The organism is Xylophilus sp. GOD-11R, assembly GCF_033546935.1.
GTDB lineage: Bacteria > Pseudomonadota > Gammaproteobacteria > Burkholderiales > Burkholderiaceae_C > Xylophilus.
The window spans coordinates 4,741,375-4,765,282 of record NZ_CP137854.1; the positions used below are offsets into that span (position 1 = coordinate 4,741,375).

Annotated in this window: 18 protein-coding genes; 2 read left to right on the plus strand and 16 right to left on the minus strand. The window is 66.7% G+C overall.

Annotated elements, in window-relative coordinates:
- Window positions 1–5: 5 nt before the first annotated feature.
- Complete coding sequence (pdeM, locus tag R9X41_RS21875) at window positions 6–674, minus strand: ligase-associated DNA damage response endonuclease PdeM (RefSeq protein ID WP_318632541.1); 669 nt, start codon at window positions 672–674, stop codon at window positions 6–8.
- A gap of 75 nt (window positions 675–749) precedes the next feature.
- Here pdeM and R9X41_RS21880 point away from each other — a divergent pair, with 75 nt between their 5' ends.
- The gene (locus R9X41_RS21880; RefSeq protein WP_318632542.1) at window positions 750–1,295 is read left to right on the plus strand and encodes an RBBP9/YdeN family alpha/beta hydrolase; all 546 of its coding nucleotides are present in this window, start codon (window positions 750–752) and stop codon (window positions 1,293–1,295) included.
- Window positions 1,296–1,299: 4 nt separating this feature from the next.
- Here R9X41_RS21880 and R9X41_RS21885 read toward each other — a convergent pair whose 3' ends face one another.
- Complete coding sequence (locus R9X41_RS21885; RefSeq protein ID WP_412556720.1) at window positions 1,300–4,047, minus strand: ligase-associated DNA damage response DEXH box helicase; 2,748 nt, start codon at window positions 4,045–4,047, stop codon at window positions 1,300–1,302.
- Between the two features lie 322 nt (window positions 4,048–4,369).
- Between R9X41_RS21885 and R9X41_RS21890 the strand changes: the two genes are divergently transcribed.
- Complete coding sequence (locus R9X41_RS21890) at window positions 4,370–8,995, plus strand: hypothetical protein (RefSeq protein WP_318632544.1); 4,626 nt, start codon at window positions 4,370–4,372, stop codon at window positions 8,993–8,995.
- Window positions 8,996–9,020: 25 nt separating this feature from the next.
- On the opposite strand, the gene R9X41_RS21895 is transcribed toward R9X41_RS21890, so the two are convergent.
- From R9X41_RS21895 to atpE, 14 genes are all read right to left on the minus strand, one after another.
- Window positions 9,021–10,679, minus strand: a complete 1,659-nt coding sequence (locus R9X41_RS21895) for an ATP-dependent DNA ligase (RefSeq protein WP_318632545.1) — start codon at window positions 10,677–10,679, stop codon at window positions 9,021–9,023.
- Entirely contained in the window at window positions 10,676–11,692 is a 1,017-nt protein-coding gene (locus R9X41_RS21900; protein ID WP_318632546.1) for a ligase-associated DNA damage response exonuclease, read from the minus strand. Before R9X41_RS21900 ends, R9X41_RS21895 begins: the two co-directional genes overlap by 4 nt.
- Before the next feature lie 234 nt (window positions 11,693–11,926).
- On the minus strand, window positions 11,927–12,778 hold the full coding sequence (locus tag R9X41_RS21905; protein ID WP_318632547.1) for a hypothetical protein: 852 nt from the start codon (window positions 12,776–12,778) through the stop codon (window positions 11,927–11,929).
- Window positions 12,691–13,377 (minus strand): hypothetical protein, encoded by a 687-nt coding sequence (locus R9X41_RS21910; RefSeq protein WP_318632548.1) that lies wholly within the window; start codon window positions 13,375–13,377, stop codon window positions 12,691–12,693. The genes R9X41_RS21905 and R9X41_RS21910 overlap by 88 nt, the downstream gene beginning before the upstream one ends.
- Window positions 13,378–13,450: 73 nt before the next feature.
- Window positions 13,451–14,875, minus strand: coding sequence for a hypothetical protein (locus R9X41_RS21915; RefSeq protein WP_318632549.1), 1,425 nt, complete (start codon window positions 14,873–14,875; stop codon window positions 13,451–13,453).
- Between the two features lie 266 nt (window positions 14,876–15,141).
- Window positions 15,142–15,669, minus strand: coding sequence for a hypothetical protein (locus tag R9X41_RS21920; protein WP_318632550.1), 528 nt, complete (start codon window positions 15,667–15,669; stop codon window positions 15,142–15,144).
- A 133-nt stretch (window positions 15,670–15,802) separates the two neighbouring features.
- On the minus strand, window positions 15,803–17,845 hold the full coding sequence (locus R9X41_RS21925; RefSeq protein WP_318632551.1) for a hypothetical protein: 2,043 nt from the start codon (window positions 17,843–17,845) through the stop codon (window positions 15,803–15,805).
- 221 nt (window positions 17,846–18,066) lie between these two features.
- Complete coding sequence (locus R9X41_RS21930; protein WP_318632552.1) at window positions 18,067–18,486, minus strand: F0F1 ATP synthase subunit epsilon; 420 nt, start codon at window positions 18,484–18,486, stop codon at window positions 18,067–18,069.
- A 152-nt stretch (window positions 18,487–18,638) separates the two neighbouring features.
- Entirely contained in the window at window positions 18,639–20,063 is a 1,425-nt protein-coding gene (atpD, locus tag R9X41_RS21935) for a F0F1 ATP synthase subunit beta (RefSeq protein WP_318632553.1), read from the minus strand.
- Between the two features lie 37 nt (window positions 20,064–20,100).
- Window positions 20,101–20,970, minus strand: a complete 870-nt coding sequence (atpG, locus tag R9X41_RS21940; protein ID WP_318632554.1) for a F0F1 ATP synthase subunit gamma — start codon at window positions 20,968–20,970, stop codon at window positions 20,101–20,103.
- Window positions 20,971–21,007: 37 nt separating this feature from the next.
- A complete protein-coding gene (gene atpA / locus R9X41_RS21945; protein WP_318632555.1) occupies window positions 21,008–22,561 on the minus strand; it encodes a F0F1 ATP synthase subunit alpha in 1,554 nt (517 codons plus the stop codon).
- A gap of 41 nt (window positions 22,562–22,602) precedes the next feature.
- Window positions 22,603–23,136, minus strand: coding sequence for a F0F1 ATP synthase subunit delta (locus R9X41_RS21950; RefSeq protein WP_318632556.1), 534 nt, complete (start codon window positions 23,134–23,136; stop codon window positions 22,603–22,605).
- Between the two features lie 11 nt (window positions 23,137–23,147).
- Window positions 23,148–23,618 (minus strand): F0F1 ATP synthase subunit B, encoded by a 471-nt coding sequence (locus R9X41_RS21955; protein ID WP_318632557.1) that lies wholly within the window; start codon window positions 23,616–23,618, stop codon window positions 23,148–23,150.
- Between the two features lie 33 nt (window positions 23,619–23,651).
- On the minus strand, window positions 23,652–23,900 hold the full coding sequence (gene atpE / locus R9X41_RS21960; RefSeq protein ID WP_318632558.1) for a F0F1 ATP synthase subunit C: 249 nt from the start codon (window positions 23,898–23,900) through the stop codon (window positions 23,652–23,654).
- Between the last annotated feature and the right edge of the window lie 8 nt (window positions 23,901–23,908).

Sequence of the window (23,908 nt, forward strand, 5' to 3'; positions counted from 1 at the left end):
AGGCTTCAACCAGGCGACGCGACGGCCACCGGCACCAGCCACACCTGGCCGCCGCCCACCGCATACAGCCGTTGGCCGGCCGTCGGTGCCAGCACATGGGTGCCGGTGAAGTCGCCGAAAGCCGGCAGCACTGTCAGTCCGTCCTCCTGCACGAAACACGGCAGGCGCAAAGCGTCACGCCCCGGTCCGCGTAGCCGTACCGCCGGATGCACATGCCCGGCCAGCACGTGATGCCCGTCATGGATCTGCGGATGGTGGCAGCAGGCGAACGGGCCCACGACCCAGGGTTCGTCGACCACCGCGATACCGAGCGACGACGGCGGATCACCGGCATGGCTGTCGTGATTGCCCCGCACCAGCACCACCTCCAGCGCCGCATGCGCCAAGCGCCAGTCGTGCAGCGCCGCCATCACCTCGGGCGTGCGCGATTCGGCCGCGTGCAAAAAATCACCCAGCACCACCAGCCGACGTGCGGCATGGCGCGTGAGCAAAGCTTCCAGTCGACCCAGGTTGGACCGCGTGGTGCCGGACGGCACCGGCAGGCCACGCGCCCGAAAGACCGCCGCCTTGCCCAGATGCAGATCGGCGATGAAAAGCGTGGCTCCGGCCGGCCACCACAAAGCCGGGTCGGGCAGCAGATGGACGGTTTCGCCGTCGATGTTCAGATGGGCCATGGGCCCTCGATTAAGCCAGCGCCGCGCGACCGCGCTGCAGCAGCCTGTAATGTCGTGGCCACTAGGATCCCAGGCATGACACAGCGGAAAAAAGCCATTCTCATACCCGGCAACGGCGGCGGGTCCACCCACGACGACTGGTTTCCCTATGTGGCCGAAGGGCTGCGCCAGCGTGGCTGCGAGGTCGTATCACCCGGCACCTGGCCCGACCCGATGCTGGCGCGCGCCGCCTATTGGCTGCCCTACCTCGAACAACTGGGCACCGGCGAGAACACCATCCTGGTCGGCTTCTCGTCCGGCGCCATCGCGGCCATGCGCCACGCCGAGCGCCACCGCATCCTCGGCTCGATACTGGTCGCGGGTTATCACACCACGCTGGGCATCGAGGCCGAGGTGGTCAGCGGCTATTTCGACGAACCCTGGCAGTGGGAACGCATCCGTGGCAACCAGCGATGGATCGTGCAACTCAATTCGCCGAGCGATCCCTTCATTCCGATCGAAGAAGCGCGCTTCCTGCATCGGCAACTGCAGAGCGACTACCACGAGGTCGCCAACCGCGGCCATTTCTATCCGATGACCGAGTTCCCGGAACTGTTGGCCGCGGTCGAACGCTACCTGTGACCGGCTAGAGCAAAGGCAAGGGCCGCGACGGCTTGCGTTCGCGGCGCGGGCGGTTGACCGTCTTGCCGTCCACCGGCGTCAGCGAAAAATCCAGGTCGCGCTTGATCGCCGCGGCCGCGGCCTGCTCCTCGGCCGTCTGCGGCTCTGGCGGCGACACGCGCGGCGGGCCGTGGCGGGGGCGGCGGGAGCGCTTTTCCTCGGCCTGTGCCGCATCGGGCCCGCGCCCTTCGGCTGCGTCCTCGAGCTGCAGCACCATGCGCGCGATGCGGTCGGCCAGATTCTCGTTGGTCAGCTTTTCGCGGAACAGCTCGATCATCAAGGGAAAGGCGAACGGCCCCGGGCGCTCCAGGTGCTTCACCACCAGGCGCTGCGTCTGCATCTTGCGCAGGCTGGAGAGCAGCTGGCCGATGTCCAGCTCCTGGCTCAGCACCTCCTCGTCGGCCTGGCGCAGGAGCATGTTGTCCTGGTCGTACTTCTGGAACACCTCGAAGAACAGCTGCGCCGACGCCTGCAGCTGCCGGTTGCTGCGGCGCTCACCGGGATGGCTCTGGAAGATGAGGCCCGACACCCGCGCGATCTCGCGGAACCGCCGGCGCGACATCTCGGTCGCGTTCAGGCTGCCCAGCACTTCCTGCAGCAAGGCCTGCGGTTGCTCGTCGAGCCGCATCAGTTCCGGCAGCAGGTCTGCCCAGTCGCGCGGCGTGGCGCTGATCAGCTCCAGGCCGTAGTCGTTGATCGCGATGGAAAACGTGCCCTGCTCGCGCTGCGCCGCGCGCCAGGCGAAGAGGCTCGCCAGGCCGATGTGCGCATGGCGACCGGCAAAGGGATACATGAACAGATGCCAGCCCTCGCGGGTGCGCAGGGTTTCGACCAGCAGCACGCCCGGCACCGGCAGCGCCGACCAGCGCTGCTGCAGCTCCAGCAGCGGACGCACGCTGCGCAGCTCGGGCGAATCGAAACGCTCTGCTTCGGCCAGACCCATCTGTTCCACCAGCGATGCCGCCAGCACCGTCGACAAGGCCATGCGCGAGCCGCCCCAGCGCGGCACCGTCGGCCGGCCGGCGGTGGCCCGCTTCACGTAGGCGGTCATCTGCTCGATCTTCACCATCTCCAGCACCCGGCCGGCGAAGATGAAGCAGTCGCCGGGCTGCAGGCGCGAGAGAAAGCTTTCTTCCATCGTGCCCAGGCGCGCACCGTTCTTGATCTGCACCACCATCGACGCATCGCTGACGATGGTGCCGATGTTGCTGCGATGGCGCCGCGCCAGGCGCTTGTCGGTGAGCCGCCAGACGCCGTGCTCGTCGGGCTGCACCCGGTGGTAGTCCGGGTAGGCGGCGAGCGACGGGCCACCGCGCGAGACGAAGTCCAGGCACCAGTCCCACACCGCGCGCGGCAGGCCACGGTAGGCCGCCGTGCGTCGCACTTCGGCGTAAAGCGGCTCCGGCTCGAAGCCGCCGCCGAGCGCGACGGTCGCCAGGTGCTGCACCAGCACGTCCACCGGCTGGTGCGGCGAAACCCGGTTCTCGACATGGCCGGCGCGCACCGCAGCGCGCGCGGCGGCGGCCTCGATGATCTCCAGGCTGTGCGTTGGCACCAGCGTCACCCGCGACGGCCGTCCGGGCGCGTGGCCCGATCGCCCGGCGCGCTGCAACAGCCGGGCCACGCCCTTGGGCGAGCCGATCTGCATCACCCGCTCCACCGGCAGAAAGTCCACACCCAGGTCGAGACTGCTGGTGCAGACCACCGCCTTGAGCGTGCCCGCCTTGAGCCCCTGCTCCACCCACTCACGCACACCGCGGTCGAGCGAGCCGTGGTGAATCGCCAGCACGCCCGCCCAGTCCGGTCGCGCTTCGAGGATGGCCTTGTACCAAAGCTCCGCCTGCGAACGCACATTGACGAAGACCAGCGTGGTGCCGGCCTGGTCGAGCTCGGCCACCACCTGCGGCAGCATGCGCAGCCCCAGGTGGCCGGCCCAGCTGAAGCGCGCGGCGTTCTCGGGCAGCAGGGTATCGATGACCAGGCGCTTGTCGATCTTGCCTTGCACCAGCACGCCGGCGTCGTCGGGTTCGCGCGGGCCGAGCAGCGTTTCCATGGCCTCCTGCAGATTGCCGAGCGTGGCCGACATGCCCCACACCCGCAGTGCCGGGTTCCAGCCGCGCAGCCGGGCGATGGCCAGCTGCAGCTGCACACCGCGCTTGTTGCCCAGCAGTTCGTGCCATTCGTCGGCCACCACCAGTTGCACGCTGCGCAGTACTTCGTGCGCATCGGCGCGGGCCAGCAGCAGGGTGAAGCTCTCCGGCGTGGTGACCAGCACCGTCGGCAGCCGGCGCGACTGCGCACTGCGCTCGCCGCTTTCGGTATCACCGGTACGCGCGCCGGCGGTCCAGCGGGCGATGCCGGCATGCCGTGCGCCCAGGTCGTCCAGCGGCCGGCGCAAGGCCGCCAGCGTGTCGGCCGCCAGGGCGCGCATCGGCGTGATCCACAGCACCGTCAGGGGCGCTGCCGGCGGTGCCCGGCGGCTGGACGGAGCATTGCCATCGTCGAATGCCTGGTGTGCGAAGGCCTGCACCGCGCCCAGCCACACCGCGTAGGTCTTGCCGGCGCCGGTGGTGGCGTGCAGCAGGCCGGAACGCCCCTCGGCCAGGGCCTTCCAGACCTGCTTTTGAAACGGAAACGGCTTCCATTGCTGCTCGGCGAACCAGTCGGCAACGGCGTGGCGCGCGGCGGCCGGGCGAGGCAAGGCATTCATCATCCGCATTCTGTCCGAGGCGGCCACGACCGGCGTCGGCATGGCGGGCAGATGGCTGTAGGACCGCCTTGCATGACTTCGCCTCGAACGACACGGCTTCGGCCGCGACACCACTTGGCGCCAGCGTCCATCCAAATCATCGATTTCACAAAAAGGAGACACGATGATCCGAACGCTTCCCCCTTCAACTCCACCGCAGGCGTTTCCCACGCGCACTCAGCGGTCGCACCAAAGTCGCGGATCCGGAAGGTCGACCGAGGGTGTGCAAACCGACGATCAGGGGCCTCACCTGCTGGTGACCCGGTTTCCTGACAAGCCAACGGCGATGTCCAGCGAATTCGCGCCTCGGTCCCGCCACGCGAACATGAGTTCCGGTCTGCCCGATGCGATGGTGGAACATCTGGGGGGGTTTTGTGGCACCGCCGTCTTCGACATCCCGGCCGAGCTGGTGCAAAAAGCCCTGGCCTTGCAGGCTCTGAGGACCGATGCCGATGCCGATGACACAACACCAACCGAATTGGCGACCGACCGCGTGGTGGCCGCGGCCCTCGCCATCGACAGCCGCACCAAGAAGCCCACCGAAGACGATGTGCGGACGCTGCGCACCGCCGTAAGAGCACTGGCGGCCCAGATCGATCCGCATTGGCGCCAGCTCCATCCGGTCGAGGCGCAGGACATCGACTTTTCGACCATCGGCCTCAAGCGAAAGGGCGTCAACAGACCGCTTCGCCGCATCATGCGCAACTTTCACAGCCAGAGCGCCGAGGTCTCGAGCGCGGTGGCCCACGTCTCGATCAGCATGACCGACGTCGACCGACGCAATGCGCGCATCTGCCACGCCGCGCGGGCGCGCCTTCCGCAGCACGCCGGGCCGCACACCCTCGAGACCCTGCCCGCGGGGGTGACACCGCGCGATGCCATCGTGGCGCAGCTCACGCCCGCCCTGCTCGACGATATCCGCGACCAGGTGCTCGGCCACATCGACGACGCCTTCCTGACCAACGTTCGCCGCCACGCCAAGAAGGCCGGCGGCGCGCTGTGGAACGCCATCGCCGACGACGACAAGGAGCTCACCCGCACCCGCGCCCAGCTTGTCTCCGAAATGCTCGACCTGGGTAATCCGCAATCCGGTTTGAGCCGCGCGCTGGATGCGCTGGCGCCGCGCCTGTTGGAACATCCTCGCCTGGCCACCCTGCGCGGGCTGGAGCGTCACGACACGATCCTGAGGATCGCCGCCGAAACGTTTGACCAGGTGATGCAACCGAGCGCCGAAGAAGCCGAACGCACCGCCGACCTGATCATCGAGCTCGGCGAGGAACTGCAACGCAACTGCGACAGCATCCATCTCGAGGCGATGCGTCGCCTGCGCCGGGAATCAGAAAACCTGCCGCCCGACTGTCCAAGCGAAGTCGTGGCCGAAATGGTAGAGCGGGCCACCAAGCAGACCAGCAAGCAGATCGACACCGAGCGCACGCGCATATTCGATGAGTTCCGGCGGCGCAATGGCGGCGAATTCGGCTGCACCATGCTCAGCGAGCAGATCCGCGAGAACTGCAACATCGAGTACTACAAAAGCCTGATGCTGCCCGGAGGCGTCTGGGGCACGGTGTCGCGTGTAGTGCTGGCCGCCCTTGCCGTCATCAAGGGGCCGGCCGGCATCGCGATCAGCGTGGCCGGCGCGGCGCTGGGACAGTACGCCGCAGCGATCGCCTCGCAAGCCAGCGCCGGTGCCACGGGCGCAGCCAGTGCCGATCTGCGGCCCTTCGACTCGGCCCAGACGATCAGGGGCATGGTCGACCCGCAGATCTACTGGAACCAGCGCAATCTGAGCAAGACGATGCAGAAGATCGGCCAGCAAACGCTGGCCGAATACACCCGGCCGGACAGCCCCGCCGGCCTGGAATGTCGCTGCAAGGTGCACGAACTCGAAGTCGCCAAGGGCTACGACCTCCAGGCGCGGCACGATCTGGCGCCCGAACTCTTCGTGCTGGCCGAGTACGCCGATCACATGATGGGCCGCGATCACTTCGGGCTCGACAACGCCCTGCCACCACCCTTGCGCGTGGCCGCGCTGCTGCTCGAATACGCGGACGAACTGCCGGATCTGCATCAGCTCCAGACGCCGGGCCAGCCGATGTCCGAGGCCCATCGGCGCACCGTGATCGCCGCGCTCATCGAGGCGATCCACCGCCGCTCCGAGAATGATCCGGTAGCCGATGTCGAGACCATGGCCCGACGCGTGCGCGACCGGGTCGACGAATTGGTGCAGGCCTCGGGCCTCGACCGCCAGGCGATGGCCGACGACACCACGCCGGACATCGTCGCCATGCATGCCGGCGGCATCGAATTCATGGCGCTGATCCGCTTGTTCATGTCGACCGTCGGCGTGACCGAGCAGGCGCTGTTCGAATCCAAAGGCTTTCTGTCGGCGCAATACCGGGGGCTGCTGGTCAGCGCGATCGTGGGGTTCGTGGGGCAAATCCTCGTCGGTATCGGCGCGGTCATTGCCATTCCCGCGGCCATTGCCCATGGCGGGCCGCTCGCGGGCCTGGGCGCCGGGCTTTTCTTCGCCGCGCTGTCCTACGGGGTCGGCTCGTTCTCCCGCGATGCGGGCTCGGTGGCCTGGTACCACGCCGACCGGCGCGCACAGAGCCACGCCATCGTCTACGGGCTGATGCGTTCGGCGCACGCCAAGCCGCTCACCGGGGACCGCAACCGCTATCGCGCCAGCATCCTCAAGGCCATCCACGGCAACCATGTGCCGCTCTACACGCGCCGCATGACCCAACTGGCGGCCAGCGTCCGCGCCGAGTGGGAAACGCAGCTCATGAAAGGAAGCTCGCGGCAGGCGCAGATGGGATTCGAATTCCTGCATTTGCTGGAGCAGACGTCGACCGCCCGACCCCGGCCACGATTCGCCGCCGAGCTGGCTGGGCGCTCCATGGACGCCATGCACGAGGTGGCGGCGGCGCGCAAACACAAGGGCGTGATCGACACCCACTTCGCGGCCATGGACCTCGTCTCGGCTTCGTCCGACGCCGCCCAGCAACTGCTGCGCAAACCGGTCAGCGCGATCAACGACACCGCCCAGGCGTATCTGTCTGACCGTGATGCCTATGGCATCCGCCAAAGCTATCGCTACGCCGACAAGCACCCGGACCTGTTCCCCGACGAAGAAGGCGCAATTCCATTGAGTGCCGAACTGAGCACCCTGCGCGCCCAAGCCCGCGAATGCTTCGACGCGCACCTGGTCCAGCACGCCGACGAGCCCGACTTCCAGCTGCCCCTCGTCATGCTGGAGTCGCTCAAGGTCGCGCTGCGCACACCCATCGCCGACGACGAGACCGAAATCTGGCTGGCTCGCATCGAAGTGGAGCTCACGCGCGACGGCCTGCTTTCCGACGGGGCACCCATTGGCGATGCCGCCAGCCTGGGCCTGTCGGCCATGCCTTCGCAGCGCGCTGGTCTGCTCCTGGCCAAGCAACGCAAGCACGCGGTCGAAATCGAAGAACGCCAACGCGCCATGCGCATCCTGCTCAAGGATCTGCTGGCACTGCAAGCGGGCGACTACGACGCCATCCAAGACCCGCTGGGCATCATCGAGTCGTCGCTCCAGAGCTTTTCCAAAGCTGGCCACATCTCGCGCCACTATCGCGTCAACAACGACCTGGTTTTCCTCGCATTCACCCGCGGCACCGCCCGATTCGCCGGCCAGGTGATCCCGATCACCTGGCGGGGCGCAGCTGCCGCCGTCGTGGTGCTGGCCACCGGCGCGTTGGCCATCGCCCAGGCGGTCGACAAAACCGGCGACATCGTGCTGGAAAAGCTCGACCAGGAAGCCATCGACGCCATGGAAGCGCAAGGCATCAAGCCGACGTCGCTGCAGGCCGACGGCTTTGCGCCCAAATACAGCAGCCTGGCGAGCACCCTCTTCGGCAACACGATGAATGCGGTGCAGCCGGTGACCAATCCGTTAACGTTCCAGATAGGCTCACAGACCCAGTTCCTGCGCGGCGGCACGGTCCCCAACGACCCGACGCTCCACAGCCTCATCGTGCATTCCGTCCAGGACATGCAGCACTATCGCCTGGCCAACAACCACTGGACCGGCGAGGCCGTCGGACCCGACAGCCTGCTGGAGTTCCTGCGCACCAACGCCGGCACGACCCAACTCAAACTGCAGGTCGACCGCAAGCTCAAGCCGCTGCCTGACGCGGACCTGCTCGACGCCGACGATCGCATCCGCTGGCGCCGTGCGAGAGCGCAGTCCAAACGCGGTTGGTTCACCCGGCTGGGCAACTACAAACCAAGCCGTTACGTCCGCGACCTGACGTACGCGGTGCGCGGCCGCCACCATTACGACCAGGTGCAGAACGACCTGCATCGGCTGGCCGCGGGGCTGACCGTGGCGGGTTATGAACTGGCATCGATGGGCGCCCCGATCGACGCTCCGGTCGAAAGCGAGCTGAGCCCTGGCGTTCGGCGTTATGTCAGTGCGCTCATCGCCAATCTGCTGCGGCAACCCAACGTGCTGCCCACCCTCTTCCACGACCCGGCGCCAGCCACGGCCCGCGAGCAGCACGCGGTGCTGCTGGAGATCGCCGAGCGCAACCCCTGGTACCTGCTGCAGCTGGTGCACATGCACCGGGCCTGGCGGGAGGCCGAGGGCGACGTGGCCGACGCCCGCAGCCTGGCCATCTTCCAGGAAAGGCTGACCGAGGACATCGAACGCGTCGCCCTGCCCCTGGCCGAGCGCCGCTTGCGGCAGGCCATCGCCCTCTGCGACGAAATTCCGCTGCCGCCTGGCCAGGAGCAAGAGTTGCGCGACGAGCTGGATCGAACCCGGGAAGACGTCGAGGCCATGTCGCCGGGTCCGGCACGGCAGCATCTGGAAGACCTCCTGGACCGATTCGCCACGGCGCTGGACCACGCGCAGGCCACGTGGCTCTAGCGCTGGCAACGTCCCCGGATGCGGCTCACGGATCGGAATGGGGCAGCAAGGCCGCCAGCGTCTGCAGGCTGTCGGCCTCTTCCACCGGCTTGTCTTCGCGCCAGCGCAGCATTCTCGGAAAGCGCACCGCAATGCCGCTTTTGTGGCGGCTGCTGCGCGAGATGCCCTCGAAGCCCAGCTCGAAGACCAGCGTGGGCTTGACGCTGCGCACCGGGCCGAAGGTCTCCACCGTGGTTCGGCGGATCACCGCGTCGACCCGGCCCATCTCGGCGTCGGTCAGGCCCGAGTAGGCCTTGGCGAAAGGCACCAGCCGGCGCTCGCCGGTGGCCGCATCGGTGTCCCATACGGCGAAGGTGTAGTCGCTGTAGAGACTGGCGCGGCGGCCGTGGCCGCGCTGGGCGTAGATCAGCACCGCGTCGACCGACAGCGGATCGATCTTCCACTTCCACCAGGTGCCGACGTCCTTGGTGCGGCCGACGCCGTACTCCGCATCGAGGGCCTTGAGCATCATGCCTTCGACGCCCATCGACCTCGCCTGTTCGCGCTGCACCGCCAGGTCGGCCCAGTCGGCGCCAAACAGCAACGGGCTGGGCACCAGTTGCGGATGCGTCGTGCGGGCGACGAGCGCGTCGAGCCGTGCGCGGCGCTCCTGTTGCGGCAGACGGCGCAGATCCTGGCCGTTTTCTTCCAGCAGGTCGTAGGCCAGCAGCACCACCGGCAATTCGCGCAACATCTTCGGCCCGATCGTCTTGCGGCCGATGCGTTTCTGCAGCTCGGCGAAAGGTTGTACCCGGTCGTCGCGCCACACCACGATCTCGCCGTCGATCACCGTGCCGTCGGCCAGCGCCCCCCCGAGAGCGCGCAGCTCGGGATAACGGTCGGTCACCAGTTCCTCGCCGCGCGACCAGATCCACACATCGCCCGCGCGCCGCACTAACTGGGCACGGATGCCGTCCCATTTCCACTCCACCTGCCATCGTTGGGGTGGCCCCAGCGTGGCATCGAATTGCGCCACCGGCAGCGCCAGCGGATGGGCCAGGAAGAAGGGATACGGATGGCCGCCGGTTTGCGCCTCGGACTCGCCCGGCGTGGCCGGTGCGATGAGCCGCCGGTAGTCGTCGGCATCGGGCAGGCCGCCGATGGCGGTGTAGCCGATCAAGCGCTGCGCCACCTGCTTCGGGTCGAGCCCGCCGATCGCCGCCAGCGCCTGTGTCACTTGCAGCCGCGACACCCCCACCCGGAAGCTGCCGGTGATCAGCTTGAAATACACCAGGCGGTCGGCTGGATCGAGCAAGGCCCATTGGGCCCGCAGCACGTCGGGCAACTGTTCAGGCGGCGTCTTGCGCAGCGGCAGCAGGTGCTGACGCATCCATTGCGCCAGACCCAGATCGTGCTCGCCGGGCGGCGGCGGCGGCAACAACAGCGAGATGGTTTCGGCGAGGTCGCCGACCGCGTCGTAGCTCTCTGCGAACAACCACTCCGGCAAGCCGGCGGCATCGCGAGCGAGCTCGCGCAGCAGCCGGGTCGCCACCAGCTGGCGCGGCTTGCCGCCGGCCAGGAAATACACCGCCCAGGCAGCGTCCTGCGCGGGTGCCGCCGAGAGATAAGCCTGCAGCGCCGCCTGCTTGGCCAGCGTGGACGTGGTGGCGTCGAGGGCACGGTAGAGCGCGGCGAAGGCCTTCATGCGGGCGCCTCCGCCGTCGCTTCCGCATCCTCGTCGCCGTACTCGGTCTTGAACGACCGGGCATCCAGTCCCTGTTCGGCCAGCCAGCGCACCATCACCGCCACGCTGCCGTGGGTGACGTAGACGCATTCGGCACCGGTCGCGCCGATCGCCTTCTGCAGGCCGGGCCAGTCGGCGTGGTCGGACATGACGAAGCCCTTGTCCACGCCGCGCCGCCGGCGTGTGCCACGCAGTTGCATCCAGCCGCTGGCGAAGCCGTCGGAATAGCCGGGAAAGCGGCGCATCCACGGCGTGCTCTGGGCCGAGGGCGGCGCCAGCACCAGCGCGGTTTTGAGCAGGGCGGCGTTCACGCTTTCGTCGCTCACCCGCCGGGTGTCGGGCAGGCGCACGCCGGCTGCGCGGTAGACGGCATTGAGCGGCTCGACCGCGCCGTGCACGACGATCGGGCCGATGCTCGCATCCACGCCATGCAGCACGCGCTGGGCCTTGCCGAAGGCATAGCAGAACAGTACTGAGGGCCGCCCGGCCGCGGCATTGGCGCGCCACCAGGCGTCGATCTCGGCGAACAGCTCGGGCTGCGAGGGCCAGCGGTAGATGGGCAGGCCGAAGGTGGATTCGGTGATGAAGGTGTCGCAGCGCACCGGCTCGAAGGGCGCGCAGGTGCCGTCGTCCTCGAGCTTGTAGTCGCCCGAAGCCACCCACACCCGGCCGCCGTGCTCCAGCCGCACCTGCGCCGATCCCAGCACATGGCCGGCTGGATGCAGCGAGATGCGCACGCCATGGTGTTCTACGGTTTCGCCGTAGGGCAAGGTCTGCAGCGGTATGTCCGCGCCGAGCCGGGCGCGCAAGGTGCCTTCGCTGTCGGTGTGCGCCAGGTAGTGGCCGTGGCCGACGCGGGCGTGGTCGGAATGGGCGTGCGTGATGACCGCGCGCTCGACCGGCCGCCAGGGATCGATGTAGAAGTCGCCAGCAGTGCAATAGAGGCCTTCCGGCCGGGCGACGATGAGTTCCATGGAGCGTGTCGGGTGCGTCGTTGGGGCTTTGCCGCAGGTTAGCCAGCCTGCGCGGGCGGCTTGCAACAAATTCCCGTCGACGGAGCGGTCAGCGTCACTGCGAGAGCTGCGATGGTCGCGGCGGTTGTAACCGCACGCTCGTCTGCTCCAATCCCTTCAGGTCCTTTCAGGCCTTTTGAAGTTCAGCAGCCTGGGGTTGGCGGCCAGCGGCAGATCCTGGCGCGGGGCCGGCCGTTACGGTTGCGAAGGCTGCCTCACCTGTGACGACGGCGCCCATTCGATCATCCGCTCGAGTTCTGCGCGCATTTCCGACGGCGCGAGGCGGACCTTCAAGCTCAGATTGGCGAGGAATTGGCGCAACCGGCCTCGCACCTCGATCACCAGCGGTGCGTGCTGTGCCAACAAGGCGATCGCGGCGCCGATGTGCTCCGGCGGCAAGGGAAGGATCGCCAGGTCCGCCGAAAGCTTGTCGAGCACATACTTGCGGTACGTTTGGTCAGGCGGCAGCGACGCAGCCCTCGCGACGATTTTTGCGAATCGATCCACGATCGGCGGTGGCGGCATCAACGGCAACAGGCAGGCGATGTTGTAGAGGTACTCGCTGTGATCATTCGCGTCGCTCGGCGGACTGTGGAGGAGCCGGTCGATGAAGTAGCCGCGCTCGGTCAGGCCAAGCGGTGCCATCTGGTCGGTCACGATGTGCACAAAGGTGGGGCCGTGCGGAGTGACGGTGTCGGCCAATGAAGCAATCGGCAGACTGGCGACACGGTCCATCAGTAGCTGCCGGACTTCCTTCCAGGGACGGCCCGTGAGCCGCTCCCACTCGTCGAACGTATCGGTCACCTGGCGGATCAGCGCCTGGCGCGCCTGGAGCGGAAGATGCTGTGCTTGCTTCAGGCATGCGTCCACCACCAGATGCAACTGATTGCCCGGCGCCGCGAGCGGTGCCCCGTCGTGCAGGCGCAAGCCGACAAACATCATCGCTTCGCTTAGCGCCTTCAGGCGGTCTTCGGCCAGCAGGGCCGGCACCTCGCTGTGCACCCGGTCCGCCAATTCGCCAGCGTCCGTGGTTCGTTTCGTGGCCATGGCAAATCGCAGAAAACCGCATTTGCTGACGATGCGCGAGGCTTGCTAGGGGGCATCTCCTGCGCAACCTCCAGGCATCGGTCCACCATCGCGTCGACGCGCTGCCTGTCGTCAGACGAAGCCCGCCCGTGCATTCGACTCCGGAGCACGCACAAGACTCCGTGGATCGGCCGGTGCCGCGTGGAGCGATGCAATTCGATCGCTTCGTCCAGGAACGCCTCGAGTTCGTCGAGTGACCCGGCTTCTTCGACAAGCACCGACAGCGCTGCCGCCGAACGTTCCGGTGTCGGTACGACCGACGGATCGAACGCGTTGGCGTACAGGCCAATGTGGCGCGGCGTGAGGTAACGCGTGATATCGGCCTGCACCTCGGGCGGCAGGCCGGTCAGTTCGCGGGGTCGGGTGGGCTGTCGGGCCGACAGGGCGGACAGGTCAGCGCCGTGGGCCGCCGGAACCGGTTGCGGCGTGTGCGCGGCAGCAGTGTCGGCAGCCGTGCGCTGCCGCAGACGGTCTGCCGCGACGCGGGAGGCGGTCCTGGACGGCGGGGAAGTCGATGGAAAGGGCAGCATGTGGGCGACCGGAGTGGGCAATTCGTCCATGGTCGCGCCAGGAGCGCCGGCCGTGCCGTGTCGTTGCGCAACGCGCGCGCTGGCGGCGAATCGGGCGCTCAGGTCAAGGCGGCGTTTGCGAAGACACCTCGCCATCGATCATCTGCCCTAGCTCGGCTTGTAATGCGGGCGTGACCAGACAAAGCAGGATGCGCAACCGGGCCCGGAATTCGCCAAGCTGGCGTGCCGACTGGAGCACCAGCGGCGCCTGCTGCGCGAGCAACACCATCGCCACGTCGAAATCGAAGTTCGAGAGGGCAAGGGAGGGCAGATCCGTCCCCAGCTTGTCGAGAATACGTTTGCGATAGCGCTGATGGCTCGGCAGCGTCTCGGCGGTCACGGCGATGTTCGCCAATCGATCCACGACCTGGTCGGGAGGCAACATCCGCAGCAGACACGCAATATTGAAAAGGGATTCGCTGTGATCGTCCGTTTCGCGGGGCGGGTTATCGATGAGCTGGTCGATGAAGGCCCCGCGTTCGGCCATCGGAGCCAGCGCCAGCAGGTCGGCCACGATGCGAACGAAGGTCGATCCATGCGGCGTTACCGCACGGGGCAGGGACGCCACCGGCAGCGCGGCAATACGGCTCATGAGGGGTTGGTCGACCTCCGGCCAGGGGCCGCCCATGCGCTGCTGCCACTCGCCGACCGTGCCGGTGACATGCCGGATCAGTTCTTCACGCTGTTCCAGCGCAAGGAGGTCGGACTGCTCCAGGCAGGCATTGACCACCAGGTGAAGCTGCTTGCCGGGCGTTGTGTGCGGTGCCCCCAGGTGCAGATGGAAGCCGACGAACATCATGGCTTCGCGCAATGCGCGCAGGCGGTCTCCGGCCAGAAGTCGCCGCACGTCGTTGCGCACCCGCGCCGCCAATTCGAGCGCATCGCCGGTCTGTTTCGTGGTCGAGGCAAAACGCAGGAAGCCGCATTTACGGACGATGCGCACGGCTTGGAAGGGCGGCATCTCCCGGGCGAGCTCCAGGCAACGGTCCACGAGCGCTTCGACGCGCGCCCGCTCGTCCGGCATGAGCCGCCAGGACAGCTTGTCCCTGAGCAGGCACAACGCGGCGTGAACGGGCGCGTGCCGCGTGCATGGGTGAAGCTCGGCCGCTTCCCCCACGCAGGCTTCCAGCTCCTTGAGCGACCGGGCCTCTGCGACGCGCACGCACATCGCCGCGGCTGAACGTTCCGGTGCCGGCACGACCGATGGATCGAACGCGTCGGCATAAAGGCAGATGTGGCGTGGCGCGAGATACCGCGTGATTTCGACCTGTACTTCCGCCGGCAAGGACCTCAGCTCGGCCCGTCGGGCCTTGTGCAAGTCCAGCAAGGCGGACAGCTCGGATCCGTGGGTTGCAGGATCTGCTGGTGTTGCCGGTACGACAGAGGTGCCGGCATCCGTGCGCAGGCGCTTTCCGTTGGTGTCGACGAAACTGATGGTCGCAGCGGTGTTGGAGCCACAAGGCGGCGAGGCCGATGGAGAGGGCAGCATGCGAACGAATCGAGTTGAGCGATCGGTCCATGCTCGCGCTTGTAGCGTCAGCCTTGACGGCGCGTTGCGCAACACCTGTGGTGGCGACGAATCGAATGCGCGGATCTGGCTACCAAGGCCGCTCGTTGGCCGATCGTGGATCGTCGGGTACGCGCGGAACCTGCGGTCTCACGGAGGGGCCAAAGGCAAGGATGACGTTGACGCGCTGCTCCTTGCCTGGCCCGGCACGCGCCGTGTGCGAATCGCTTGCCGTTGCGCTTGGCCGGTCAGGCGGTCGGCCCGGTGCGCGCCTGCTCGAGCATTTGCGTCAAGGCAGCGCGCTCCGGCCACGGCGCCAGGCAGACCAGAGCAGCTAGGTCGTCGAGGTAGTCGAACAGGTCCTCCCGCGCCATCAGGATCTGTTGCGCGGCCTGCAGAAGCATCTCGATAGCCGGTCCCACATGGCCTGGCGGCAAACGCCGGAAGGTCCTCGCCGACACCAGCCCTCGCAGTACATCGGCGCCGTCCCGATCGCCAGGAGGAAGCTGGGCGGCCCACTCGGTGAGGCGGGTGAGCCGGAGCAAGCACTGCGCGCCGGGCAGCATGGGCAGCAATGCGCCGAGGTTGACCAACGCGATGTATCGCGCGGCCGGCCGCTCTGGCAGGGTCGTCATCAAATCGTCGAAGAATGCAGCGCGCTCGCCTAACGGAAGTCGCGCCAGCAGGCGGCTCACGATGCGGACGAAGGCATCGTCGGTCGAGGCGACGGCCGCATGCAGCGAAGTGACGGGCAAACGAGCGATCTCGGCCATCATCGCCTGGTCGATCTGGAACGCTTGTGCGCTGCGGTCGTCGCCATGCAGGAGATCGAAGGGAAAACAGGGACGAACATGCGAACCACTGGGGTGACGGAATCCCCATGCTCGCTCCACCGGCCTCGGGTGCGGATCACGCCTCGCGAAGCACGAGCGTCGACGACGAAGCCCGAGGCGCCAGTCGCTCTTCTGCGGAGCTGGTGCCTTGCCGCCAATCTCCATCGATGTCCTGCAGCGGCCGCCGCTCGATCTCTTCGGCCTGCCCAAGGCGCTCCAGCAGGGTTTGAACCGCTGGTTCGAATTGCTGCCGCTGGCGCAATTGACGTGGCAACGCCACCAGCGCGATGCCGGCGTGACGGGCCATGGCGATCAGGCCGATGTCGGCCTCGCCGTGGTCGACCCGCACCTGGAACTCATTGCGTTCCACCACAACCTCCGCATGCGCCCGGCACCCGGCCAAGCCGAGCAGCGCCGCGAGGCCCGCGCAGGCCACCATGCCCGGCATCGGCGGCTTGCCCTTCGACACCACGTTCAGCAGCTTGGGTACGAAAACGAAATAGCCCGGCCCGATTCCCACTTGCCACTGCTGGCCCAGAAACTTGCAGAACTGGCTCGACAGCTCGCCGCGCTTCTGCAGGCGCGCGCTGATCTCCGCCCAGAGCAGCGCATCGGTGGCGCGACCGGGTTGCAGCAGGCGCGCCGCCACACCGTCCAGTGCCAGGTCGTTCAGCTGGAGCCGTTCCACGCGCTCGATATCGACCCGCAGCCGGACGAGTTCCGCGCGCACCTGGTCGTCGGGCAGGTTGGCGCTGGCGTCGGCGACCGCGCCGGCCAGACGCTGCTCCTCGTGGCCGGCGTGGGCACGCAGGCAGGTGGCGAGCATCGCGGCGCGCGCCTTCTGCGGGCCGGTGAAGAAGTCGCGCAGACGCGTTTCGTCGACATCGGTAGCTTGCAGCGAATGGCCGCGGCGCGCCTTGTCCGCGCCGTCCGGCGTCAACGGCGCGGCCTCCAGCAGGAGAAAGCCGATCGTGAACCGCTGCTTGCAACCTTCGTCCCGGGCCGCGAGCCATGCCTGCAAGGCCGAGGTGCCGCTGGAGGTGCCGAGCTGAAAGCCAGCCGAAGCCCAGGCGGAGATCCATGGACCGGCGCGCAGCAGCTGGCCGACCGGCGAGAGGACCAGCTTGAGATAGCGGGCGACCTGCTGGTAGCGGTTCTCGAGTCGGACCCGCGTGTCGGCCGCCTGCTTGGCGCGCACGTCGGTCAAGAGGGTGCGCAATGCTTCGGCCGCGCCGGTGTGCGCATGGCGAAGCATCTCCAGGCGATCGGCCGAACCGTTTGCTTCGCCGGCGCCGGCGTGAAGCGCATCGAGCAGCGCCTGCCGTGCTTCGTCGTATCGGCGCACCGCCAGACCGATGCGTCGGGTCAATGCAGGCTTGTCGTGCTGGTCATGGATACGCGTCCGGTCCAGGCGAACCACGAAGTGCTCAGCCCGCCACCGATCGGCGAGCGCGCCGAAGGGCTGAAGCAGGCAGGCGTTGATCACCGGCGTCGCCGCCAGGATCGCGACATTCAGCAGGAAACCCAGCAGCCGGGCGAGGTCGTTTTCGGGATAGATCGCATTGATGACGCTGGACAGGCAGGTGCCGAGCAGTGCGGCCGGCAGCGTCGACAGGGACGCCAAGGCAGCCGCACGGCCCTGTGCGATGGCGCCGGCTTCGATGTGATGCGCCGCCAGGCCCGCGGCCCGCATGAAGTCGCGCACGTCGTCGTCGGTGATGCAGCGCACGCGTTCGAGCATGTCCAAAGGACGGCTCCGCTCCTGTTGTCGCATCGAGATCCGATGCAGGATCTTCGAGAGCGTTTCAGCGGCCAGGGCGGCATCGACCGGCCGGGTCAGTTCCAGCTGCAGGGCCTCATACAGCGTATGGAGTTCGTCGGGTGTGAGCCGGGAGCGTCCGAGTTCGATCGATGTCGATGGGGCGGCGGCTGGGGCGAAATCCGTGTCGGCGGCCGCGACTGGGGAAGTTGGCCCCGAGCCCTTGCCGGGGAGATTATCCAGGCCGGGAGAAAATGACGATTGGCAGTCGTGCCAGATGTCGTCTTCCTCATTATCTTCACCGACCGACGGCAAATGATGAAACGCGCTCGCTTCTCCGGCAAAACCAATATCGAACATTCCGGCCCCTCGTATTTGACCAGGAGGAATGATCGAATTTCAGTTCATTCGCTTCCGCAATTCAAACGAACCGCGTTGATTTCAAACGAACGCTTGAAATCAACGCGGTTAAATTATTTATTTCTCCAACCGACCGAATTTTCATCAAGCCGTCATTATTAATCCACTCGGAAAACAAAAAGCCACCGGCGAAGGTGGCTTTTTGATAACCGCGAGAAGAATCAGCGCTTGTCGCGGAACCGGCGCAATGCGGCGATCTGGGCGGCCATCACGGCCAGCTCGGACTGCGCCTTGGCCAGGTCGAGATCGCTCTTGGCATGCTTCAGGGCTTCTTCGGCAGCGGCGCGGGCCTTGTTGGCCTTTTCCTCGTCCAGGTCCTTGCCGCGGATGGCGGTGTCGGACAGCACGGTGACCACATCAGGCTGCACTTCGAGAATGCCGCCGGCCACGAAGACGAATTCTTCGCCGCCATCGGCCATGTCGATGCGAACCGTGCCGGGCTTGATGCGGGTGATCAGCGGGGTGTGGCGCGGAAAGATGCCGAGCTCACCGGATTCACCCGGCAGCGCGACGAAGCGTGCCTCGCCCGAGAAGATCGACTCTTCCGCGCTGACCACGTCGACGTGAATGGTGTTGGCCATCTTGTTTCCTTTGATCTTCGAGACCGTTCAAGAAAAACGTTCAAGAAGTTGGTGCAAGGCTGGGAGACGGTTGCCTGCGCATGGTGGAGCGTGGCGCCGTACCGGTGTACGGCGAGCACTCCAGCGCGGCGCAGGCGCCCGTATCCGCCGCCTTACGCCAGCTTCTTGGCTTTTTCGAAGGCTTCGTCGATGGTTCCGACCATGTAGAAGGCCTGTTCCGGCAGGTGATCGCACTCGCCGGAGGTGATCATCTTGAAGCCACGGATGGTTTCGGCCAGCGGCACGTACTTGCCCGGCGAGCCGGTGAAGACTTCCGCGACGTGGAAGGGCTGCGACAGGAAGCGCTGGATCTTGCGGGCGCGAGCGACCAGCAGCTTGTCTTCAGGAGCCAGTTCGTCCATGCCCAGGATCGCGATGATGTCGCGCAGTTCCTTGTAGCGCTGCAGGGTGCCCTGCACGGCGCGGGCCACCTTGTAGTGCTCTTCACCGACGACGTCGGGGCTCAGCTGGCGGCTGGTGGAATCCAGCGGATCGACCGCGGGGTAGATACCCAGCGAGGCGATGTCGCGGGACAGCACGACCGTGGAGTCCAGGTGGGCGAAGGTGGTGGCAGGAGACGGGTCGGTCAAGTCATCGGCAGGCACGTACACGGCCTGGATGGAGGTGATCGAGCCGACCTTGGTCGAGGTGATGCGCTCCTGCAGACGGCCCATTTCCTCGGCCAGCGTCGGCTGGTAGCCCACGGCCGAAGGCATGCGGCCCAGCAGCGCGGACACTTCGGTGCCGGCCAGGGTGTAGCGGTAGATGTTGTCCACGAAGAACAGCACGTCGCGGCCTTCGTCCCGGAAGGACTCGGCGATGGTCAGGCCGGTCAGGGCCACACGCAGGCGGTTGCCCGGCGGCTCATTCATCTGGCCGTAGACCATGGCAACCTTGGAGTCTTCCAGGCTCTCCAGGTTCACGACGCCGGAGTCGGCCATCTCGTGATAGAAGTCGTTGCCTTCGCGGGTGCGCTCACCGACACCTGCGAACACGGACAGACCCGAGTGCGCCTTGGCGATGTTGTTGATGAGCTCCATCATGTTCACGGTCTTGCCGACGCCGGCACCACCGAACAGGCCCACCTTGCCGCCCTTGGCGAACGGGCAGACCAGGTCGATCACCTTGATGCCGGTTTCCAGCAGTTCCTGCGAGGGCGACAGTTCGTCGTACGCGGGAGCCTTGCGGTGGATGGAGGCGGTGAGATCCTGGCTGACCGGGCCGCGCTCGTCGATGGGCGCGCCCAGCACGTCCATGATGCGGCCGAGCGTGGCCTTGCCGACCGGCACGGTGATGGCCGCTGCGGTGTTGGTGACCATCAGACCACGGCGCAGGCCGTCGGACGAGCCGAGCGCGATGGTGCGCACGACGCCGTCGCCGAGCTGCTGCTGCACTTCCAGCGTCAGGGCGGAACCTTCGAGCTTGAGTGCGTCGTAGATCTTGGGCATGTTGTCGCGCGGAAATTCCACGTCGACCACGGCGCCGATGCACTGCACGATCTTGCCCTGGGTGCCTGCTTGAGTTTGCGTTTGAGCCATTGTTTGCTCCAAATAGGTGAACGGGTCCCGACGGCCGTCAGACGGCTGCGGCGCCGCTGACGATTTCCGAGAGTTCCTTGGTGATCGCGGCCTGGCGGGTCTTGTTGTAGACCAGCTTCAGCTCGCCGATGACGTTGCCGGCGTTGTCCGTGGCGGCCTTCATCGCGACCATGCGGGCGGACTGCTCGGAGGCCATGTTCTCGGCGACTGCCTGGAACACCAGCGACTCGGCATAACGCACCAGCAGTTCGTCGATCACGCTCTGCGCGTCGGGTTCGTAGATGTAGTCCCAGCTGGGCTTGCCCGCCGAATCGTCGGCCACCGGAGGTGCGAGCGGCAGGAGCTGCTCGACCACGGACTCCTGCTTCATCGTGTTGATGAAGCGGGTGTAGCAGAGATAGACGGCCGAGAGCTTGCCCTCGGCATAGGCGTCGAGCAGCACCTTGACCGGGCCGATGAGGCGGTCGAGGTGCGGCGTGTCGCCCAGGCCGGTGACGTGGCTGACCACGTGCGCGCCGATGCGGTTGAGAAAGCCCAGGCCCTTGTTGCCGATGGCCACCGCCTCTGCCTTGCCGCCCTGCGACTGCAGTTCACGCAGCTTGGCGGTGACGGCGCGCAGCACGTTGGTGTTCATGCCGCCGCACAGGCCCTTGTCGGTGGTGACCACGATGAACCCGGTGGTCTTGGCATCGTCGTTCGTCTTCATGAACGGATGCACGTATTCCGGGTTCGCCTGGCCCAGGTGGGCCGCGATGTTGCGTACCTTTTCGCTATAGGGGCGAGCGGCACGCATGCGGTCCTGCGCCTTGCGCATCTTCGAGGCGGCCACCATTTCCATGGCCTTGGTGATCTTCTTGGTGTTCTCCACCGATTTGATCTTGCCGCGGATTTCCTTGCCTGCTGCCATGTGTGCTCCTAGTGCCTTTCAGTCGATACGTTCGCGATCAGGCGAACGACTTCTTGAAGGCGGTGACGGCAGCGGTCATTTCGGCTTCGGCATCCTTGTCCATCGCCTTGGCGGCTTCGATCTTGTCGAGCAGAGCCGCATGGCTGGACTTCAGGAACTGGTGCAGGCCGTGTTCGAAGGGCAGCACCTGCTTGACCTCGATGTCGTCCATGAAGCCCTTGTTGACCGCGAACAGGGTCGCGCCCATCAGGCTGATGGACAGCGGGCTGTACTGCTGCTGCTTGAGCAGTTCGGTCACGCGGGCACCGCGGTCGAGCTGCTTGCGGGTGGCATCGTCCAGGTCCGAGGCGAACTGCGCGAAAGCGGCCAGTTCACGGTACTGCGCCAGGTCGGTACGGATACCGCCGGACAGGCTCTTGATGACCTTGGTCTGCGCCGCGCCGCCGACGCGCGACACCGAGATACCCGCGTTGATGGCGGGACGGATGCCGGCGTTGAACAGCGAGGTTTCCAGGAAGATCTGGCCGTCGGTGATCGAGATCACGTTGGTCGGAACGAAGGCGGACACGTCGCCGGCTTGCGTCTCGATGATCGGCAGCGCGGTGAGCGAACCGGTCTTGCCCTTGACTTCACCCTTGGTGAAGGCTTCGACGTAGTCGGCGTTGACGCGTGCCGCGCGCTCGAGCAGGCGGCTGTGGAGATAGAACACGTCGCCGGGGAAGGCTTCGCGTCCTGGCGGGCGGCGCAGCAGCAGCGAGACCTGGCGGTAGGCGACGGCCTGCTTGGACAGGTCGTCATACACGATCAGGGCGTCTTCGCCGCGGTCGCGGAAGTATTCGCCCATGGTGCAGCCCGAGTAGGCCGACACATACTGCATGGCGGCGGATTCGGAAGCCGAGGCGGCGACGACGATGGTGTAGTCCATCGCACCGGCCTGCTCCAGCGCACGCACCACGTTCTTGATCGACGAAGCCTTCTGGCCGATGGCGACGTAGATGCAGGTGACGTTCTGGCCCTTCTGGTTGATGATCGCGTCGATGGCGACAGCGGTCTTGCCGGTCTGGCGGTCACCGATGATCAGCTCGCGCTGGCCACGGCCGATCGGCACCATGGAGTCGATCGACTTCAGGCCGGTCTGCAGCGGCTGGTCGACCGACTTGCGGGCGATCACGCCGGGCGCGACCTTCTCGATCACATCGGTCAGCTTGGTGTTGACCGGGCCCTTGCCGTCGATCGGCTGGCCCAGGGCGTTGACCACGCGGCCACGCAGCTCGGGGCCGACGGGCACTTCGAGGATGCGGCCGGTGCACTTGACGACATCGCCTTCGGAGATGTGCTCGTACTCACCCAAAATCACCGAGCCGACGGAGTCGCGCTCGAGGTTCAGGGCCAGGCCATAGGAAGGCTGGCCGTCCGGGCCGGCCGGGAATTCGAGCATTTCGCCGGCCATCACGTCGGACAGGCCGTGGATGCGGCAAATGCCATCGGTCACGGACACGACGGTGCCCTGGTTCCGGATGTCGGCACTGCCCGCGAGCCCCTCGATGCGGCTCTTGATCAGTTCTGAAATTTCTGCGGGATTGAGTTGCATGACTCTTTCCTTGGTCGTTGGGGTTGCGGGAGTCCCGGCGCTTACGCGGCCAGGGCAGCCTTCATTTGGTCGAGGCGGGCACGCACCGAGGTGTCGAGCACCTCGTCGCCGACGGCGACGCGCACGCCACCGATCAGCGACGAATCGAGCACCACGCTGAGATTCAGCGGGCGGCCGAAACGCTTCTGGAGCGTGGCGCCGAGCTCGCCCAGTGCGGCGTCGTCGATCGGGAAGGCGCTGTAGACGACGGCGTCCGAAGATCCGCCTTGCGCGTTGCGCAATGCCCGGAACTGGCGCGCCACCTCGGGCAGCGCGGACAGCCGGCCGTTGTCGATGACGACCCGCAGGAAGTTGCGGGCCGCATCCGGCAGCGGCGTGCGCGAGACGCCGGAGATGACGTCGAAGACCTGGGCCGCGTCGACCTTGGGGTTGTCGGCGAACTGGGCCATCTGCGGATCGGCCGCGATGGCACCGAGCTCATCGGCCCAGGCGAGCGCCGCGTCGAGCTGGCTCGCAGGCGTGGCCTGGAACAGCGCTTCGGCGTAGGGACGCGCGATGGTGGCGATTTCGGCCATGGCGTGCGTCCTTAGAGCTCGGTCTTGAGGCGGCTGAGCAGGTCGGCGTGAATGGTCGCGTCGACTTCCTTGCGCAGGATCTGCTCGGCGCCCTTGACGGCGAGCACGGCAACCTCTTCACGCAGCGCTTCACGCGCACGGACGGATTGCTGCTCGGCCTCGGCACGGGCGGCGGCGATGATCTTGTTGCCTTCCTCGGTCGCACGGGCCTTGGCTTCCTCGACGAGGGCCTGGGCACGGCGTTCGGCGTCGGCCAGGCGTGTGGCGGTCACGTTGCGCGTATCGGCCAGCTCCTTTTCGACGCGCTGGTTGGCGGCGACGAGGTCGGATTTGGCACGGTCGGCGGCGGCGAGGCCTTCGGCGATGTTCTGGGCACGCTCGTCGAGCGCCTTCGCGATCGGAGGCCACACGAACTTCATCGTGAACCACACGAGGATCAGGAAGACGATCGCCTGGACGAACAGGGTCGCGTTGATGCTCACGGCAACACCTTTCTGGAAAGACGTCGAACGGGCTTAGGCGACAACGAAGGGGTTGGCGAAGGCGAACAGCAGGGCGATGGCCACGCCGATCAGGAAGGCGGCGTCGATCAGGCCGGCCAGAATGAACATCTTGGTTTGCAGTTCGTTGATCAGCTCGGGTTGACGAGCCGACGATTCCAGGAACTTGCCGCCCATGATCGCGATGCCGATGGATGCGCCGATAGCGCCCAGACCGACGATGAGACCGCAAGCCAGAGCGACGAAGCCGAGAACGTTTTCCATGATGAGTC

What these genes read in the sequence shown, in the direction of transcription:
- pdeM (WP_318632541.1), bottom strand. Translation starts at nt 674, where the DNA reads ATGGCCCATCTGAACATCGACGGCGAAACCGTCCATCTGCTGCCCGAC.
- R9X41_RS21880 (WP_318632542.1), top strand. Translation starts at nt 750, where the DNA reads ATGACACAGCGGAAAAAAGCCATTCTCATACCCGGCAACGGCGGCGGG.
- R9X41_RS21885 (WP_412556720.1), bottom strand. Translation starts at nt 4,047, where the DNA reads ATGATGAATGCCTTGCCTCGCCCGGCCGCCGCGCGCCACGCCGTTGCC.
- R9X41_RS21890 (WP_318632544.1), top strand. Translation starts at nt 4,370, where the DNA reads ATGTCCAGCGAATTCGCGCCTCGGTCCCGCCACGCGAACATGAGTTCC.
- R9X41_RS21895 (WP_318632545.1), bottom strand. Translation starts at nt 10,679, where the DNA reads ATGAAGGCCTTCGCCGCGCTCTACCGTGCCCTCGACGCCACCACGTCC.
- R9X41_RS21900 (WP_318632546.1), bottom strand. Translation starts at nt 11,692, where the DNA reads ATGGAACTCATCGTCGCCCGGCCGGAAGGCCTCTATTGCACTGCTGGC.
- R9X41_RS21905 (WP_318632547.1), bottom strand. Translation starts at nt 12,778, where the DNA reads ATGGCCACGAAACGAACCACGGACGCTGGCGAATTGGCGGACCGGGTG.
- R9X41_RS21910 (WP_318632548.1), bottom strand. Translation starts at nt 13,377, where the DNA reads ATGGACGAATTGCCCACTCCGGTCGCCCACATGCTGCCCTTTCCATCG.
- R9X41_RS21915 (WP_318632549.1), bottom strand. Translation starts at nt 14,875, where the DNA reads ATGCTGCCCTCTCCATCGGCCTCGCCGCCTTGTGGCTCCAACACCGCT.
- R9X41_RS21920 (WP_318632550.1), bottom strand. Translation starts at nt 15,669, where the DNA reads ATGATGGCCGAGATCGCTCGTTTGCCCGTCACTTCGCTGCATGCGGCC.
- R9X41_RS21925 (WP_318632551.1), bottom strand. Translation starts at nt 17,845, where the DNA reads ATGTTCGATATTGGTTTTGCCGGAGAAGCGAGCGCGTTTCATCATTTG.
- R9X41_RS21930 (WP_318632552.1), bottom strand. Translation starts at nt 18,486, where the DNA reads ATGGCCAACACCATTCACGTCGACGTGGTCAGCGCGGAAGAGTCGATC.
- atpD (WP_318632553.1), bottom strand. Translation starts at nt 20,063, where the DNA reads ATGGCTCAAACGCAAACTCAAGCAGGCACCCAGGGCAAGATCGTGCAG.
- atpG (WP_318632554.1), bottom strand. Translation starts at nt 20,970, where the DNA reads ATGGCAGCAGGCAAGGAAATCCGCGGCAAGATCAAATCGGTGGAGAAC.
- atpA (WP_318632555.1), bottom strand. Translation starts at nt 22,561, where the DNA reads ATGCAACTCAATCCCGCAGAAATTTCAGAACTGATCAAGAGCCGCATC.
- R9X41_RS21950 (WP_318632556.1), bottom strand. Translation starts at nt 23,136, where the DNA reads ATGGCCGAAATCGCCACCATCGCGCGTCCCTACGCCGAAGCGCTGTTC.
- atpE (WP_318632558.1), bottom strand. Translation starts at nt 23,900, where the DNA reads ATGGAAAACGTTCTCGGCTTCGTCGCTCTGGCTTGCGGTCTCATCGTC.